Raw genomic sequence first — 17650 nt, 5'->3', positions numbered from 1 at the left:
CTCCCTGAGCCTGCCCCCGCCCAGCTACGTGGTGGTGCCGCGGTCCTCAACGCGCGATAGTGCCTCGAGGATGCGGTCCACGTGCTCTTCGATGTCGCGCGCTGTGCGGGCGGCTGCGTCGTCGCCCTGGCCGTAGGGGTCGATGACGGAATCTGCCGGGTCATGCGACCTGTGGCTCCACAGATACCCCGGCACCTCATCGGTGCCCAGCCCATCAGGTAGCTGCTGCAGCTCGCGGGTGGCCTGGCCGATCACGAACGTGCGCCGCGCCAGCTCCGGCCATTCGTCGAGGATGTAATCGCGCTGCTCCCCGGTGAGCGTGATGATCAGATCCGCGTGGCTGGCGACGGAGCGGTTCAGCTGCCGCGACCTGTGGGTGGTGTCCAGCCCGGCCTGCTTCAGGTGCGCGGCCATGGGCGGGTCCATCTCCTGCCCGACGAGGGCGTGGGTGCCGGCCGGGGAGAAGTGGATGGTGCCGTCGGAGCGGCCGCGGGCATAGGCGGCGGCATAGGCGGAGCGGCAGATGTTGGCGGTGCAGACGAAGAGCACGCCGAAGCGGTCCTTCGGCGGCGCCAGCTGCACGGTGGGCACGTCCTGGCTGCTTGCATCGACGATGAGGTGCCGCTCGGCGAGGGATTCGGTCAGCTTCTGGATGCCGGCAGCGATCAGGTCGGCGGGGGCGTCCCACCGGCCCGCGGCGGCATCGAGGGGGCTGATCCCTTCGGCCACGCTGTGCAGGATGGCGGCCTCGGCGCCGGTGAAGCTGCGGGTGGCGCCGGAGTGATCGCGCAGTTCCAGCCCGCCGTCGGTGAGAGCACTGGACGCGAGATCCGGGTGGAGGCGGTATTTCATGGTGCTCCTCTGGTGCCTACAGCTGACTGGTGGGAGCCACCCTAGTGCTCTGGGCCCCTCACCTGCGGGTGAATTGGCGCGGCGGGGTTGTGCCGGCCTCGGCATCTGATGCGTATGGCCGGGTGTGGGTGCAGTAGCATGAGGGATGTCTCCCCGCAAGTAGAAAGACGGCCGCGTGACGCTCATTGACCTGGTTCGCCTCCTCCGCAAGAACTTCCTCATCCTGCTGCTGTGCGCGGCGCTGGGCGTGGGGCTGGCGGCTGCGTGGACGCTGACCCGCCCGGCGGTGTACACCACCTCCGCCGTGGGCCTGGTGGTGGCCGGCGACACGCAGAATCTGGGCAACGCGACGTTCGGCGACGCGGTGGCCCAGCAGCGCGCCGCCGCCTACGCCGCCCTGGTGAACACCCGTGCGGTGGGGGACCGTGCCGCGGAGATCCTGGCCGCGATGCCGGAACAGCCGGCGATGGCCAGCTACACGGCCTCCGTTGATGCCGCCCCTGCGTTCATCCGCGTCACCGCGACGGCCGACAACGGCCTGTCCGCCCAGGCGACGGCGGACGCGGTGCTGCAGGGCCTCATCGACGAGGCGCTGCGCCTGGAGACGTACTCGCAGACCCAGACCATGGAGAACCCGCCGGAGGACCCCACCTCGCTCACGGCGCTGCACATCATGCCGTACGAGACGGCTTCCCTGCCCACCGTGCCGCAGCAGGCTGACCTGACCCGCAACCTCCTCGTCGGCCTCCTCGCCGGCCTGGCACTGGGCGTGGGCGTGGCGATCATGCGCCGGCAGCTGGATATCCGCGTGCGCACGCAGACCGACGTGGAGGAGCTCACCGGCCACGCCGTGCTGGGCATCGTGCCGGAGACCAAGGAGATGCGCCGCGAATCCAAGGGCGGCGGCTTGGCCACCGGCGCGGCCGCGGAGGCGCTGCGGAAGCTGCGCACCAATCTGCGCTTCGTGCAGGTGGACAACCCGCCCAGGGCGATTGTGATCACCAGCGCCAACCCGGCCGAGGGTAAGTCCACCGTCGCGGCCAACCTGGCCCGGCTGCTGGCGCAGGCCGAGCAGCGCACCGTGATTGTGGATGCTGACCTGCGTCGTCCGACGCAGGCGAAGCACTTCGGCCTGGACGGCAGCGTGGGCCTGTCCCAGGTGCTGGCTGGAGACGTGCCGGTGCGCGACGCGCTGCAGGCCACGGAAACGCCGTTGCTTCAGTTGCTGCCCGCCGGGCGGATCCCCCCGAACCCCAGCGAGCTGGTGGGCTCCAGGCACATGGCGGCGATGATCCGGGAGCTGTCGAAGGACGCCATGGTGATCATCGACGCCCCGCCGCTGCTGCCCGTGACCGACGCCGGCCTCCTCGCCGCTGCCGCCGACGGCGCCATCCTGGTGGTGCGCGTGGGCAAGACGTTCAAGGAGCAGGTGCAGCTGGCCACGAAGATGCTGCACCAGGTGGACGCGAAGCTGCTGGGCTCCGTGATGAACCTGGCCTCGCGCACAGCGATGGGCGAGGTGGTCTACGGCTATGGACGCAGCTACGGCTACTCGTCGACGTACCAGTACTACGGCGAGGGTGACGGCAAGAAGGGTCGCCGCTCGAAGCAGAAGAAGTCCAAGGCAGCCCCTGCCCGTCTGGCCCCTGCCGCTGAGGCGGCTGCCTCGGAGGCTGTGCGGCCGTCCCGGGCCATTCCGGCCGACGAGTCCTAGCTCGTCGGCTTCTCCAACTCGCCGACGGCTGCCTCGGCAGCCAACTCCTCGCGCGCCAGGCAGTGGTAGGCGATGTACATGCCTACGGCCATGGCCATGGGCACGCTGGTGAGGGAGTAGCCGATGTTGATGGAGCAGATGAGTGCGGCGATGATCGCCGCCTCTGCCCAGACTGGCCGGTGCGTGGCAGGGAGTTCGTGGAAGTTCCAGTAGAGCGAGATCCCCATGATGATCAGCAGGATCAGAGCGATGAGCCCACCTTCAGTTTGGAGCGCTCGGAAACTGTTGTGGAAGAACAGGGTGACGCCCTCGAACTCTGCCAGCGCTGTGCCTAGACCGTGGCCCCACCATCCCGCGGAGTCAGTGAGGATCCGCTCTGATTCCGTCAAGCGATCACGGAGGTTGTCGGAACCCAGCCGCTCCTGGAACCAGCCTTGCCGCTCGGCGTACTCGGACGCCCACTGGAACAGCCACACGACGCCAATCAGTGCGCCGAGGCTCAAGATTCGTCCGAACCTGCGGCCGAACAAGACCCACAGCGTGGCGATTGCCAGAGCGAACATGGAAGTGCGGGATTGCGTGAGCCAGATTGTGCCCGCCATGAAGAGCCACAGAAGCCAAACATCTCGACGTCTCGTCATCCGCTGAGCGACTATCAGCCCCACAGCGAGGACGGTAAATCCAAAACCGTTGGGATCGCCAAGGAGCCCTGTTAGGCGCCCAGCGTAGTTAGAAGACCCACCCATGCGAGGGATGCTCACGGCGGTGCCTGCCACCATGCCGACGAGCAGTCCTCGGCGAATGGAGTCAATGTGGAGACGTCCGCTGCCAACTACGTATGCCAGGGCGAAAAGCGAAGTCAGGCTGCCGGCCCTGCGGAGATCGAAATCGTCCTGTAGGAACGCTGACGGCAGAATGAGTGCAACCCACAGCGCGCCAGCAGCCAAGGTGAACATAGGCAATGAGATCCGCCAACGTGGCCGTGCGAAGAAGGCGAGGACAGCCAGGAGGATGGCCGCCATTGTGTTCAGCGGTAGGTCCGGAAACCCGGGAATCAAAGTGTGAAGCCCACGCAGAGGAATGATGACTGACAGCAGGAATACCGAGATCACGGTGTGACCGACATGGCTGTCATCCTCGACGCCATGGACTCGGTCTGGCACTGATGAAAGGGCGCTCACGGACGCGACTCTAGTCTGGGACGTTCCAGCGTCATAACGATGAAACCATCTCATCAACCTGTGTCCGCAGTTTCTCGGCGAAGCGGGATTCACTGAACTGGTCCACGTGAGCCTTGATGGAAGCGCCGCCTATGCGCTGCGTGCTACTTCTTCGCACTGCTTGGGTGATGTCTGCAACGGTTGGCTCCTCGAAGAAGCTTCCGCTGATGCCTTCGGCGACGGTGTCGAGATAGCCGCCTGCCCTCAGTGCAAGCGTTGGCGTGCCGAGCACTCCAGCTTCCAGTGGAGTCAATCCGTAGTCCTCATGGCTTGGCGCGATCAGGGCCGTAGCGTTGGCGTAGGCCCAGCTCAACTCCCCGTCCGTCAGCCCTTCAAGCATCCGGACGTTGGGTGGCAGATCTCGGCGCAGCGCTTCGCCCAGCGGCCCCTTGCCTACGATGACGAGCTTCTCGTCCGTGAGGGAGCGGAACGCATCAATCACCTTGTCCACGTTCTTGTACGGCAACAGCCGCGACACCACGAGATAGAACCCCGGTCCCCAATCGGTGAGCTGACTGATCGATTCAAGCTCAACCGAATCATTCACTGCGGGGGGCGCCGGCACGACAGTCGCCTCGATGCCATAGACGTCCTTGATGCGTTCCTTCACCACTGTGGAGTTCGCCAGGTACCGGTCTGCCGAGTGTGCGGCGCGCTGGTCCCACTCAACCAGCCGAGGGCGCAGAGCCGACAACGCCAACCCCACTGGTGACTTCTTTGGTGAGCCGCCCAGGTAATCCTCCGCCAGGTACAGGAACCGAGCGGGAGAGTGGCAGTAGACAATCTTCTTGCCTGTGGTGCGGAACCCGTGCGCGAACCCCGTCGTGGAGACGAGGAGCACGTCTGCATCGATCACCGGAGCCTTGTCGATGGCGCCCTGGTACAGCGGCAGCCCGAAGCGGTGATCCTTTTGAAGCAGCTTCACCCGATTGATGGGCAGCGTGTTCACGCGTACATCCCGCAGCTCGGGAAAGGTAGTCTCCGGGTTGTAGATGGTTGTGTAGAGCTCAGCATCAGGGAATGCACGGAGCATCGCCAGCGCAACGCGCTCGGCCCCACCACGTTGAGTGAAGTAGTCGTGCGCTATCGCTACTCGAGGCTTCATCAGATCTCCAGTGAAGTTTGGTGGGCATTGCGGTATCCAGCTAGAGCAGCTGATTCCACCGTGAGGGCGATCAGCTTGCGAGCGATTGGGGCAGGGAAGAGACGAGAAGCCTGATCCACGAGGCGTGCCAGCATGGCCGTCCGAGGGGCATCCAATTTGTTTCCCAGCCCCAGGACCAGCCGGTTCCACGCGGTTGGCTCTAGAACCGTGGGATCACCCAGAACTTCTTTCCCGTGTCGGTCTTCAAAGATCCGGCGCGCTGCTCCCGAATGGAAGGCTCTAGAGCTACGAATCACCGTGGTGACAGCTGCCATGTGATGGCGGGTCTCCAGTGCGGGCACGAGACGAACCGGGAAGCCTGCCTGATGGATCCGGTAGCCGTAGTCCACGTCCTCAAACCCGTAGGCGCGGTAGTCGGTGCTGTACTCACCCACCGTTTCGTACACCTCTCGGCGCACAGATACGTTCCCGCCCCAGTACCGCCAGCCCCTGTCCTGCTGCGCTCGGTATGCGTCGCGGCGGAAGGTGGCGTCAACGTGGCTGCCGTAGTTCCCCCAGTATGGGGTGGCTTCTGAGATGTTGATCGGCAAACCGACGGCTCCGCAGAGTTGATGGTGGTGTGGGGCTTTGTGTTCGCGGACGTAGTGAGGGGACGGCTCCATGTCATCGTCGCAGCGGATGAGCACATCTCCGGAAGCGCTGGTGAAGCCTGCGTTCAGCGCTGAAACGCGGCCGCGATTCTCTGGGAACACGATCGAGCGAACAGGGAGGTGGGCGTACTGCGCCACAACAGCTTCGGAACCGTCGATATCGCCGTCAATGACAACGATGGCTTCCCACTCGGAATCGTCCTGGGCCGCGAGGGCGGTCAAGAGTCTGGGCAGGCGCTCGGCGCCGCCGCGGCTTGGGATGACGATGGATGCGAGAGTCATGCGTGCTCTTCCTCCAATCGAGCCAGAATGGTGGCCAGCCGCTCACAGCCCGCATCGGGCGAGTAGGTGTCCCGCCAGCGCCTGGACGACGCCTCCAGCTGGGTGGGGGTGTAATCGCTGAGGGCGTCCTCGATAGTGGTGGCCAGCGCCGAGGAATCCGCTGCCTGGGCAACCCACGGGAAATCATGACCCGCAACCGACGGCAGCGCTCCGGCATTCGTGATGACGAAGGGGCATCCGGCAGACATCGCTTCTGCTACGACTAGTCCAAATGGCTCGTCCCATACCGATGGAAATACGGCCAGATCGACGGTGGAGAAGAAGTCTTCGCGCGAAATCCAGCCAGCGCGGGTGGTGATGTTGCTCACTTCCTCGAGGCTGTCCTCAACCTTTCGCACATCCTGCGGAGTGACGAATCGAGGTTCGCCTGCCAGCAGCAGGTGGTAGCCCCCAGGCGTCCTTCGATCCAGTTCCTTGACCGCTTCTGCCAGGACATCCACGCCCTTGTCGGGCGACAGCCGGCCGAGGTATCCGATGACCGCAGGTTCGCTCCGATTGAGGACGGCGCGACGCGAGATGTTGACCGGTTGGGTCCAGTTCTCCATGACGTAGGCGCCAAGACCGACCTGCGACTTCATGAGCTGCGAGGGAACGAGGACCATCTCCGCCCCGCGGGTGGCTACCCAGGCAACTGCTTTCAGGTGTCCTGCTGGCTGCTGGTGCAGGTGGACAACACGGTTGCTTAGCCCTGTCGTGGCGGCTGCCGGTCGCAGTCCGTTACACCACAGCAGTCCGCGTGGTTGCGCACCAGCCCAGGCACGGAGGCCCTTCAAGTACGGCAACGTGCCGTCGCCGTGAATACCGATCACGGGAAACTGCTCGGCGATTGCTGCGTCGAGCACCGAAGAGGGAGAAGAGGGAGCAACGATCTGGACATCGTGACCGAGTTCGCGCGCAGCCCTCGCCATCGCGAGCAGCATCACCTCGCCACCTCCGATCTCACCGTGGTTGGCCGCGAAGCTGATCTTCATCGCATGAGCCTCTCATAGAGTGCCGCGATCTGCTTGGTCATGTCGGAGACCGTTGGCCAGCTCTCGGTAAGGGTTGGCCTCATGGAGACATCGGTGGCCTGCCCACGCAGGAGGCGTGCTACTCGGTCCGTGTCTGCGGCATCCGTCAGGCAATGGTCAGGCAGGATCTCCGTGTTGCCACCCACTGGGGTGGCCACCACTCCCAAGCCGTGCGCGACAGCATCGAGGATGGAGTAGGAGGCGTTCTCCCAAGCCGAGAGCTGGACCAGGACGTCGTGACTGGCCAATGCCTTGTCAGCAGCTAGGTATCCGGGGAAGCGCACCCGGTCTGCGATGCCGAGACTCTGGGCTTGCGCGATCAGTGCGCCCCTTTCGGGCCCGTCGCCGGCCACCGTCAGCGAGGCGCTCGGCAGATCCTCGGCAGCCGTTGCGAAGGCATCGATGGCGTTGGAGATGCGCTTCTCAGGCGCCAGGCGGGCCAAGCTCAGGAACCTGGTGCCTGGCTCTCGAACGATGCCCGCTGGACGGTTCACTCCGTTGAGGATCACATCAATCTGGGTGGCGGGGCGCCAGGCCCGGATCATCTCCCGTTTGGTGGACTCACTTTCCGCAATCAGTGTGTCGAACCTGCGTGAGCGGAAGTGATGGAGCAATTTGCGCGCCGAGGCCTTGAGTATTCCCCGGTTGTACAACTGAGCATCTGCAGCGATGCCGTGCTCGGTGGAGACCACCTTGCAGGGCAGCCCCGGGGTTGCGGCAGCAGTCAGGAAGTCAGCTTTCGCCAAGTGCGAATGGACCACCGCTGGCTTCACGGATTGGATGACGGAGCGCAGCGCCCGCACGGCCTTGGCGGGATTGCCGTCCAACGCCACCGGATGGACCGGAACGCTCAATTTCGTGAGCTCTTCGAGGAGGGGGCCAGCTGGGCCTGCCACCTCAAGGTTGTAGCCGGGGAGGCCCTGTTTGGCGGCGTCGAGCACGTGCCGGGCCACGCCGGCCAGGTTGCTGACCGGCACCACCCACAGCGCGCGCCTTGTCACGTCAGAACCACTTCTCCAAGCGTTCCAACGCTGTCCAGAAGCCCGCGCCGTTATCGGTGTGGCCCATCCAGATCTCCGGGATGAACGGAACTCCGGGAGCCAGCTCGTCCAACTGCTTGGCCAGCAGCGGCCAGTCAACTTCGCCTTCGCCAATCTGTGGGCCCTCGCCGTCCACGCCTTCTGCATCGACAATGTGGAGGTGCTCGGTGAACGGCGCCAGCTTCTCCACGTAGGTGCTAAACGGCATCTTGTGGAAGTTGGCGGCGAGCTTGGAGTGCGAGATGTCCAGCGTGATGCGCTGGCCGTATCGCTCGCAGAAGTCGACCGTGTCGTCCAGGCCCATGAAGAGGTTGTGGTACTGCTGGCCGCCCATCAGCCACGGGTAGGGCGGGAGGGTCTGGGCCGTGAGGCGGACGCCGCTTGTGTCGAGGCGCTCGATGGCCTGGGCGATCCGCGTATACATCGCGGGGCGTTCGGAGGGATCGACGAAGCCGTCGGCGGTGAAGCCTCCCATGGTGGCGATGACGATGGGGTCTTCTTCCTGGGTGAAGTACTTGCGGAGGTACTTCGTCAGGTCGATGACGCGCTGCGTCTCCTGGATGGACCGCGCCCAGACATCCTCGTCCTGGCTGGCCAGGTTGACGATGAAATCGCCGGCGTAGAGGTCTGGCAGGTGCACTGTGTAGCCGTAAGGGAGCCGCTCGCTGAAGATCTCGTCAACGTTCAGTTCCACGTCCTTGTAGGAGAGATGGAACTCCACAAAGTCCGGGTTGGTGCCCTCGGCCAGCTTGAAGGTGTCGTGGTAGCGGACGGGTAGGCCCCACGGACGGCGGAACGAGTAGTCGCGCTTACCGATGGGGGTGTCGCTCAGATCGCCGGCATAGAAGAAGTCACCTTCGTCGATGGAGCGACCAGCGGTGCGGCCGATCAGTTCGTGCAGCTTGTTGGGCTGAAGACCCCGGCCAGGAGACTTCACCGTCACGTCATCGCGCGTGATGCGCTGCCCGCTCTCGATGCGGCGTGCAGCAACCAGCGACTTGGCCAGGTTGACCCGGTTCATGGATTCACCGGTGGAGACCACGCGGGCGCTGCCGTCGCCCAGAGACTCCTCGAGTTCGCGGATGCGGGCCACCATCTGCTTGAACTCGCCGGGGAGGAGGGAGACCTTGTGGTCGTTGCCTTCCAGGCTGCGGTCCGTGGTGAAGTGCTTCTCGATGATCCGGGCGCCCATCGCCACGGCGGCGACGGGGATGTGGAAGCCGCGCTCGTGGCCCGAGTAGCCCACGGGTCCGCCGGTGATCTCGGCCAGGCGGTTGAGGTAGCGCAGGTTGATGTCCTTGAACGGTGCGGGGTAGGTGCTCTGGCAGTGCAGCATCGCGAACGGGGAGCCGGAGGAGCGGAGCAGGTCCGCTGCCTCGATGATCTCTGCCTCGGTGCTCATGCCGGTGGAGACGATGAGCGGGAGCCCGGTGGCGAACATGTCCTCGAGCAGGGTGTGGTTGGTCATGTCGGCCGAGGCCACCTTGAGGCCCGGGATGCCGTACTCGGCCAGCACCTTCACGCTGGGGGAGTCCCAGGGCGTGCAGAGGATGTCGAGATCACGGGACTTGCAGTGGTCGAACACCTCGATCATCTGATCCGCGCTCAGCGAATACTTGCCGAGCAGGTTGAGCGTGTACTGGGCTCCGAGGTCCTCTCCACCGGTGGCGGCGCCGCTCTGGCGGTAGAGGGCATCCATGTCTCGGAGCTGGAACTTCACCACGTCGGCACCGCCGTCGACCGCGAGATCCACCAGTTCCTTCGCGAAACCGACGTCACCCTGGTGGTTGTTGCCGATCTCCGCGATGATCAGCGTCGGGTCATTAGCGGAGACCCGGTGGCGGCCGAACTGGAATGCACGGCGGTCGTTGCTCGCGACTGCGACGAGACGCCCCTGGTCGTCGAGAAGAGGGAGGTGGCTTATGGGGCCGTCGATGAGGCCGGCGATGTCACCATGAGGATCATCAATCCGAGCTCGCACAGCCTGGGCGTTGGCGGCCTGGCGGCTCGGCGTGTCGAGGCTGGCGTCGGGCGTTGAGAGCAGCCATCGGCGTACGTCACCGTCGGAGAGCGATCCGATCAGGTGGCCGTGGTTGTCCACCACGAAGATGATTCGAGACTTGTTCGCATCGATCTTGCGAAGAGCGTTAATCAGAGGCTCGTCGTCGCGGATTGCGTACTGGCCGACGTGACGGTCGATGATCATTTCATTGGCTCCCCGTGTATTCAGTCGCGCCCCAGTAGTAGGGGGCTTGTTCATAGTTTCACAACTCTGTTGGGCTCGGTCTTCTTGATCGCACGAGCGCTGGCGGATGATCCTCGCTGCGGACGAAGTAGGTCCAATATCCCGACAGCCGTCCTGCCGCGTCCACTACCCAGCGGACCCAGCGCGTACGCGGAGTGTGCCCAGGTTTGATCATGCGCCAAGGGAGCATCAGGCTCTGCTTGGCAAGGTCGACTATGAATGTTGTGAGATGGGGGGTCGTGCTCTCAGAGTCCGGATGTCGGGCAGCAGTGGCAATGCGTGCCTTGGCCATCTGGAATTCCTTCTTGACAACCCGCGTGCGTGGGGTGATCGTGAACTGCACGGACGCTGCTGGGACATAGTCAAGCTGAAATCCCGCTTCCTGTACTCGCCATGAAAACTCCAAGTCATCGCAGCCATAGGGTGGGAGCGACTCGTCGAAGCCACCTACAGCGAAGAACGTATCCCTGGCAATTGAAAAATTGCACCCCGGCGCATGTGGAAGATAGGCGGTTTGCATCAGCGTTTCGCTGAAGGCGCTCGGTTCCGGCGTGCCATCGGGGCGAACGGCCTCGACTCTCCCCCCTCCCATACCGGTGTCTACGGCTGCGGCATGGGCAGCAACCCATCCAGGGCGCACAGCGTCGTCAGCGTCGCAGAAGGCAAGCAGACGTCCGCGGGCTGCTGATGCGCCGGCATTACGAGCGAACGGAATACCGGGCTTCTCGCCTGAATCGATGACCCGGGCTGCTGTCACGGCGCCCAGCGAACTGGTGGCCCATGCGTCAACGAGCGCGGCGGTGCCGTCCGTAGAGCCATTGTTGGAAACGACTACCTCGAATGCTGGGGCGTCCACTTGTGCGCTCAGAGCATCGAGTTGACGCCGGATCGTCTTGGCACCATTTCGTACACAGATGATGACGCTGACTTCGATTGCAGGCAGGGCGGTCATGGCGTACTCCAGAAGGATTGGACGAGTTCGTCTATCGGTTTGCCCACCGGTACAGAGTACTTTGTGGGGGCATCTCCCCAGACTGCGAGTTCATAGCGTTCCCACATCTCTCGCAACCAAGAAGGCGGGTTTACATGGAAGGCCCAGGATGGCACGCCTCGTGCCGCTGATTCCAGAATTCCAGTGGAGAAGGCAGCGACCACCGGCTGATCCAGGCCTGCTAGCGAGCCGGCACCGTCAATGCGTATACCCATTTTGCGCCACAGTCTGTGTTGGATGCGCGATAGCCTGTCCTCTTCTCGTGGGTGCGGACGGTAGCTTGCGCCGGTCATTCGCCAGAATGTTGTCACTGACTTTGTCATCGCAATGCGGGAGAGTTCCGCACCGTGAAGTTGCCCGAGAAACACTGGTACTTCAAAACGGCTGACAGGGCGTTCAGGTTTGTGCTGTGCAGCGGAAGCCAAGAGCGGAGATCCAGTGACCCGAGTGCTGAGATCGCTGCGTCCCTCGGAGACGAAGTGCGCATCCGCTTCGGACCAGGCTAGAAACAGTGCGCCTTCCGGGGGTGGAGGCGACCACGGTGTCAGTAGCCCATGCTGAACAACGATCTGAGTGGCGCGATGTACTTGGGCGACCCCTTTCGCCCAGGCACCAACGGCCAAGTGATCTCCGATAGAAGCAACCCTATTGAGATTGTCGAAGGCCTTCTCTGTGCTATCGAGAACATGCCACCCCGGCCCGGGTGGGGTGATCGCTGCGGCCTCCGGCACTGCGAGGATGGCAGCTTGGTCCGAAGACTCCAACGCTGACAACAGAGCATGATGATTGGTGGGCGAATCAGAGTCGCACGCCACCAGCAGTTCAGGGTTAGAACCCCGCGACCACAGCTTGATTCGGGGCGGTAGGGGAGCGGAAGCGTCGCCTCGTAGCCGGTCTCTCAGCACGTGGATCCGCCGACGTGAACTCTGCCACCTCTGCCAATCATCATGCGTAGTGAATCTCAACCCCACAGCGCAGCCACCTTTGCTGCACGGTGTGCCCATGTGTGCTCCGCTAGCGTCCGTTTCTGGCCTGCCTCTCTGAGTGAGTCACCCCAACGATCGTCACGGATAGCACGTTGGCAGAGTTCGAGAAGTTCGTCTCCGTTACGGAATACCGCCACCTCCGTGCCAGGTTCGTAGTACTCCGCCACATCGTCACGATCGATCAGTTGTACTCCACCAACACCCGGCACCTCAAAGGTCTTCATGGTGAACCCGTCCTGGTCTCCGTGAACGTTGATGGCAGCGGGAGCTCCCGCGGTGAGGGCATAGCCGTCAAGGCGCCCGATGTCACGGGCCGACGGAACCTTGGGGCGGCTGACCTGCCACGTGCGGGCGAGGTCGACCGGGTGCCGGGACCAATCGCGGCCGTAAGCACGGACAGGCACGTCCTGTTCCGTCAGATGAGTCAGCAACTGCTCACGGCGTGGGTAACGGGCGCCGATGAACACGATCTCGGAGGTGTGGCGTGGCGGAGGCGCCATGGCCGGATCAAACGCATTAGGCACGTGCAGGCAATTGCGTCCTGCCTCGTTGAAGGCCGCTGTGTCGAGAGGGGAGTAGGAGATGAGGTGGTCATAGCGGTCGAGCAGTTCATCCGTGTGCGAAGTCCGGCGCACCTCATCCCACAACCAGCAGAAGCGCTTCGACCCCACCTCGTCGAGGGCGGTGAAGAGTTCGTGGCCGAACTGGTCGCCGCGGATGACGAGCGTGACGTCGGGACGAAGGGCCTTGACCGCCGCAGCCGTCTCCACCGTGATCTGGGAGTTCGTCTCGGCTTCGCCGATACCGAGCTTGGACGGCAACTCGCGTGCAAGCTTGTGGGTGAGTTTTTCCCGGAAGCTGGCCTTGTGGTCGTAGGCGTGGACGTCCATGTGGAAGCCGCGCTGACGGAAACCCTCGGCGATGCTGTGCGCGTAGCCGTGAAAGGTGGGGGCGATGAGGAGGAGCCTTGGTTCAGCGTCCATGGTTGCCCCAGATGAGGTCGAGTTCCTGATTCAGGACCCCTATCGGCTTGACGCCGATGCCGCGAAGGGCACGGATGCAGTTCCACATGAAGTTGACGACGGTGGCTCCGGTGAGGGCCGCCTTGAGCCTCCAAAGCCCTCCCCACTTCCTCGCGTAGCGGAACTGGGACGTGACCAGCCAGCGCCTGCGCTTGGCGGGGTCCGATGAGCCACCGCCCTCGTGGACCACGGTGACCGCGGGTAGGTAAATTCGTTTGAGTCCCCGTGCGGCCAGACGTCGTTGGAGGTCGATCTCCTCCGAGTTCATGTGGAATCGCTCGTCAAGGCCGCCCACCGCCCGGAAGTCCGCCGTCGGCACCATGAACGCGGCCCCCACCACCCAGTCGACCTCGATGGGTTGTGACGCCGTGAAGGCCCGCGGATCGTGGCCGAGAACACGCTGGAACCACGGACGGCCCCTCCAGCGGGCCAGCGGGGTCAGCCACTCAAGCGTCTGGTTGAGAACCGACGGCCATGCCCTCACTGTGTGGTCGATCTCACCCGCGGGCGTGATGACCCGGGGCGCCACTACTGCGGGCTGCCAAGGTTCGGCCTCGGAGGAGAACTGCTTCAAGAAGTCGGGGGAGACCTCGAGGTCGCTGTTGAGGACGAGGATGTACTTGCCCGTGGCCCGCTCCGCCCCGCTGTTGACGGCAGCCGCGAAGCCGCCGTTCGTGGGGCGACGAACCACCGTGATCCCAGCGCTATCGGGGAAGGGGACGGGCGACTGGTCATCGCTGACGATCACCTCATGGACGCCCTGATGGAGCAGTTCCTGAGCCAGTATCGCCGTCGGACCGGGGGCGCCATAGTGCGGGACGACGACGCTGATCGCCATGCTGCCCTTGGTTTCGTCTAGCACGTCCCCACCCGTCCTGCCGGTCATCGTTCCCTCGTGCTGGTCAGGCCAGCCGGCCCAGTCTCACGAGTTCGGCGAACTCCGCATTCGTGGCCACGAGTTCCTCCATTGTGCCCCGTGCGACGATCCGGCCGCCCGAGAAGAACATGATGGTGTCTGCGTTCCTGACGGTGGAGAGCCTGTGGGCGACGACGACCATCGTCATGGTGCCGTGGAGGGATTGGATGGTCTGCGAGATCCTGGCCTCGGTTTCGTTGTCCAGGGCCGAGGTGGCCTCGTCGAGGACGAGCACCTGAGGCTGGCGGTAGAGGGCTCTCGCGATGCCAATGCGTTGCTTCTGGCCCCCGGAGACGCGGCTGCCCTGATAACCCACTTGGGTGTCGAGCCCGTCCGGCATCCTGGCGATGACGTCCTCAAGCTGGGCAAGTCGTATGGCCTCCCGGAGCCGCTCTTCGTCGATGTCCTCAACAGGCACGCCGAAGGCGATGTTCTCGCGGACGCTCGCATCCTGGAGATAGACGTTCTGCGTCACGACACCGAGTTGCTTCCACCACGCGCCGGGGTGTTGGTGGATGGACACCCCATCCACCTGGATCGTCCCGCTGCCGGGGACGAAGAGCCCCAGAAGGAGGTCCACGAGGGTAGTCTTCCCGGCACCGCTCGACCCAACGAACGCGACGGTCTTGCCAGCCGGGATCACCCCGGAGACCCCTTGAAGCACGGGCTCGTCGGCGTCCGGGAACTGGAAGGTGACGTCCGTGAAGACGACGTCGGCGCTGGGGAACTCGTGGGGAAGCTCCGGGGTTGTGGCTCTACCGGCCTCGGACCTGAGGGTGCGGATCTCGCCCGCCATCTTCTCGACGCCGGGAAGGTTGGCCCTGATCCCTCCCACGTTGCCAACGATGCGGTTGAGTGACGGCATCATGCGGATGGCCGCGACGGCGAAGACGCCAAGGAAGGCGAGGGCATCCTGCTGGGAGGAGGTGGCGAAGAGCGCCAGGGCGATCACCATGATGCCCAGGATCATGACGACTTCGAGGAGGTAACGCGGCAGCTCGTTCAGGACGCTGAGTTGGCTCCCCAGTTGGGCCGAGCGACGGCGTGTCATCGAGTAGCCGGTGGTGAAGCGGCCCCCGGCCTGGGCAAGACGCACCTCCTTGAATCCATCGAGGATCGGCGTGATGAACCCCCAACTCAGGTGGTTCTCCGCTTGGATGCGCTCGCCGATGCGGCGCACGCGTCCCTTGAGCGCCCACTGGATGACGAAGGCCGAGCCCCCGAAGAACACAATGGCGACGAGGGTGGCGAGCGGGGACACGACGACCAGCGCGACAAGCAGGGCCAGAAGGGTGATGGCGTCCACCGCGACCGTGATGAGTGCCGAGGTGACATTGATGAGCGAAATGGGAAGGTAGCTGGTGAGCGCCTGGTAGACGTCGTCGGTGGACCGTCGTCGCTGGTGGATCCAGGGAGACGAGACGTACAGCGACAGCAATTCGTGGCTCGCGTCACCTGTCGCTCTTGCCATGACGCCGAGGCTCCACCAACGGAAGTAGATGGTGAAGAGGTTCTTGCCGAGCATCAGGACAACGACGGTCACGAGGATGACGACGAGCAACTCTGCTGGATCCGTCCGGCCCGTGACCGAGGAGACAACCCGGAGAATGGCCGACTGCGAGACGGGTGTTCCCGACACGATCTGCATGATGGGGAGGATCAGTACCACCGCGGCGAGGTCCATCAATGCCACGACGACGGCCCCCACGAGCATCGCGATCAGTTTCGGGCGCATTCGCCACGGCACGAGGACGAAGACCTCGCGCAGATTCCCGATCTGTTCTCGAATCCCTGTCAGCACTTGAGCCCCCACCTGCTACGAGGATTGGTGCCACCAGTCACTGTCGACGGGACCCAACCCATTTCGTAGGGTGATGCTACCGTCAGGTCAGGTTTGGACAGGCATCGGCTGGAGTGGCCGCAGCGTCTTGAGGGGGCGGGATATGAGTGTGGTCGTTGTCATCCCAGCGTTGAACGCCGCCCAGACCCTGCCCAGGCAACTGGAAGCGCTCAACAGCCAGACGGACTTGGACTTCCGGGTGGTGGTCAGTGACAACGGGTCCTCGGACGGCACGCCGGACGTCGCACGCCGTTGGGTACCGACATTTCACTCGCTAGAGGTGGTCGACTCTTCCGATCGGCCTGGTGCGGCTCATGCGCGAAACGTAGGTGTGGGTTCCAGCTCAGAGGACCTCATCCTCATCTGCGACGCCGATGACCGCGTTCGTCCCACGTGGGTGGAGGCCATGCGCCGGGGCCTCGCGTCCTCAGACGTCGTCACAGGGCCGTTGTTTCTAGTCTGGCCGGACGAACCCGGACGGCGAGAGGTGTGGAATGTCGATGCCCCGCCCATGTCGATGGGGTTCCGGCCGTACGTTCCCGGATGCAACGCAGGCCTCACCCGCGAGGCGTTCATGGGGGTGGGCGGCTTCGACGAGGATCTCTTCCGCGCCCAGGAGGATGTGGACCTGGGATGGCGATTGGTGGGGAACGGCCATGACATCTCCTTCGAGAGGGATGCGGCGATCGACTACTTCCAGCGGAGCGGGCTGCGCAGCTACCTGCGGCAGCAGTGGAGCTACGGCCGGGCCCACGTGACCTTGTTCATGAAGTACCGGGATGCAGGGATCCGCTCGGCCAGTTGGAAGACCTCAGCGCGTTGGTTCGTCGAGTGGGCGAAGCAGTTGCCGGGGCGCGTACGGAGCGGTGACGGCCGCACTGCGGTCGGTGGAGCGGTCTTCCAACTTTCGCGGTGCTGGGAGTCGCTGCGGACACGAACGTCCACCCCGCTATAGCTAGACCCAGTTCCTTGCCTGGAACAGTTGGTCGACCTGGCTCCACATGTGCTGGTAGGTGAATCGCGAGTGGACAAGGTCCGCTGCGCGGCGGCCCAGGCTGACGCGAAGATCCCTGTCATGACTGATGGATTGAATCGCGTCCCTCCAGGCCGTCACGTCGCCCGAGGGCACGAACATCGCTGTCTCATCGGTGAAGTACTCCCGCATCGGTTCGGTGTCAGTGAGGACCAGCGCCGCACCCGTTCCGGCGGCCTCAAGGGCAACCGACTGTCCGGTGGGATACGCCATGACCCTGGTGGGGACCAGGACAGCAGTCGCCCGCGCCAGGACACGTCGATATTCGCCGAAGGGGACCGTTCCCTTGAAGCTCACATTCGTCGGGAGTGGATGGCCTTGTAGGTTCTGTTCTCTGCAATACAGGTCGAGCAGTGCGTCTGTTTCGCCCATTGCGTTCAGAAGAGTGGGGTAGTCTCGGCCTCGGTCCACGCCCACCGAAACCAGAGCTGGCTCGCCGTCTTTGTCCGCTCGCGGAAACAGGCTGGGGGCGAATCCGAAGTTAATGGTCTCAACGCTGCCGCTGCGGAAGCCGGCGTCCTCGAGAACGTCTACCTGGTTGGAGGAGAAGACCATGGTCAGGGTCCACGCCGTTGTACGCCTTGGCTCGAGACCGACGCTCTCCCTTCGTGAGGGACTTGAGTTCATCCGACAACCAGCAAGCGATCATGGCGAGGGGTCGCTCGGAGTAGGGAGGGATGCGCC

Annotated in this window: 14 protein-coding genes; 2 read left to right on the top strand and 12 right to left on the bottom strand. The window is 64.0% G+C overall.

The annotated features are described in order from the left end of the window. Positions 1–24: 24 nt before the first annotated feature. Positions 25–852: an arsenate-mycothiol transferase ArsC gene (locus BN1186_RS03080; RefSeq protein WP_052459710.1), complete on the bottom strand. Its 828-nt coding sequence runs from the start codon at positions 850–852 to the stop codon at positions 25–27. 175 nt (positions 853–1027) lie between these two features. On the opposite strand from BN1186_RS03080, the gene BN1186_RS03075 reads away from it, so the two are divergent. After that, entirely contained in the window at positions 1028–2566 is a 1539-nt protein-coding gene (locus tag BN1186_RS03075) for a tyrosine-protein kinase domain-containing protein (RefSeq protein WP_052459711.1), read from the top strand. On the opposite strand, the gene BN1186_RS03070 is transcribed toward BN1186_RS03075, so the two are convergent. From BN1186_RS03070 to BN1186_RS03025, 10 genes are all read right to left on the bottom strand, one after another. Further along, complete coding sequence (locus BN1186_RS03070) at positions 2563–3129, bottom strand: hypothetical protein (RefSeq protein ID WP_139650781.1); 567 nt, start codon at positions 3127–3129, stop codon at positions 2563–2565. The genes BN1186_RS03075 and BN1186_RS03070 overlap by 4 nt on opposite strands. Before the next feature lie 649 nt (positions 3130–3778). Further along, on the bottom strand, positions 3779–4891 hold the full coding sequence (locus BN1186_RS03065) for a glycosyltransferase (RefSeq protein WP_040282459.1): 1113 nt from the start codon (positions 4889–4891) through the stop codon (positions 3779–3781). Beyond that, positions 4891–5823 (bottom strand): glycosyltransferase family 2 protein, encoded by a 933-nt coding sequence (locus BN1186_RS03060; protein ID WP_040282461.1) that lies wholly within the window; start codon positions 5821–5823, stop codon positions 4891–4893. The genes BN1186_RS03065 and BN1186_RS03060 overlap by 1 nt, the downstream gene beginning before the upstream one ends. Next, positions 5820–6854 carry a glycosyltransferase family 4 protein gene (locus tag BN1186_RS03055; RefSeq protein ID WP_040282463.1) on the bottom strand — a complete coding sequence of 345 codons (1035 nt, stop codon included), beginning with the start codon at positions 6852–6854 and terminating at the stop codon, positions 5820–5822. Before BN1186_RS03055 ends, BN1186_RS03060 begins: the two co-directional genes overlap by 4 nt. Further along, positions 6851–7894, bottom strand: a complete 1044-nt coding sequence (locus BN1186_RS03050) for a glycosyltransferase family 4 protein (protein WP_040282465.1) — start codon at positions 7892–7894, stop codon at positions 6851–6853. The genes BN1186_RS03055 and BN1186_RS03050 overlap by 4 nt, the downstream gene beginning before the upstream one ends. Before the next feature lies 1 nt (position 7895). Continuing rightward, positions 7896–10139, bottom strand: a complete 2244-nt coding sequence (locus tag BN1186_RS03045; RefSeq protein ID WP_040282467.1) for an N-acetylneuraminate synthase family protein — start codon at positions 10137–10139, stop codon at positions 7896–7898. Between the two features lie 58 nt (positions 10140–10197). Next, a complete protein-coding gene (locus BN1186_RS03040) occupies positions 10198–11130 on the bottom strand; it encodes a glycosyltransferase family 2 protein (RefSeq protein ID WP_074436908.1) in 933 nt (310 codons plus the stop codon). A gap of 1000 nt (positions 11131–12130) precedes the next feature. Continuing rightward, positions 12131–13138 carry a CgeB family protein gene (locus BN1186_RS03035; protein WP_040282469.1) on the bottom strand — a complete coding sequence of 336 codons (1008 nt, stop codon included), beginning with the start codon at positions 13136–13138 and terminating at the stop codon, positions 12131–12133. Then, on the bottom strand, positions 13128–14039 hold the full coding sequence (locus BN1186_RS03030; protein WP_180349008.1) for a glycosyltransferase family 2 protein: 912 nt from the start codon (positions 14037–14039) through the stop codon (positions 13128–13130). The genes BN1186_RS03035 and BN1186_RS03030 overlap by 11 nt, the downstream gene beginning before the upstream one ends. 40 nt (positions 14040–14079) lie before the next feature. Next, on the bottom strand, positions 14080–15894 hold the full coding sequence (locus BN1186_RS03025; protein WP_040282472.1) for an ABC transporter ATP-binding protein: 1815 nt from the start codon (positions 15892–15894) through the stop codon (positions 14080–14082). 73 nt (positions 15895–15967) lie between these two features. Here BN1186_RS03025 and BN1186_RS03020 point away from each other — a divergent pair, with 73 nt between their 5' ends. Next, on the top strand, positions 15968–16888 hold the full coding sequence (locus tag BN1186_RS03020) for a glycosyltransferase (RefSeq protein WP_082031085.1): 921 nt from the start codon (positions 15968–15970) through the stop codon (positions 16886–16888). On the opposite strand, the gene BN1186_RS03015 is transcribed toward BN1186_RS03020, so the two are convergent. Beyond that, positions 16889–17521, bottom strand: coding sequence for a glycosyltransferase family protein (locus tag BN1186_RS03015; RefSeq protein WP_040282474.1), 633 nt, complete (start codon positions 17519–17521; stop codon positions 16889–16891). Positions 17522–17650: the final 129 nt, after the last annotated feature.

It is taken from the genome of Tessaracoccus massiliensis (genome assembly GCF_000826065.2).
GTDB classification, from domain to species: domain Bacteria; phylum Actinomycetota; class Actinomycetes; order Propionibacteriales; family Propionibacteriaceae; genus Arachnia; species Arachnia massiliensis_A.
This window is presented reverse-complemented; position numbering and strand designations above follow the sequence as displayed.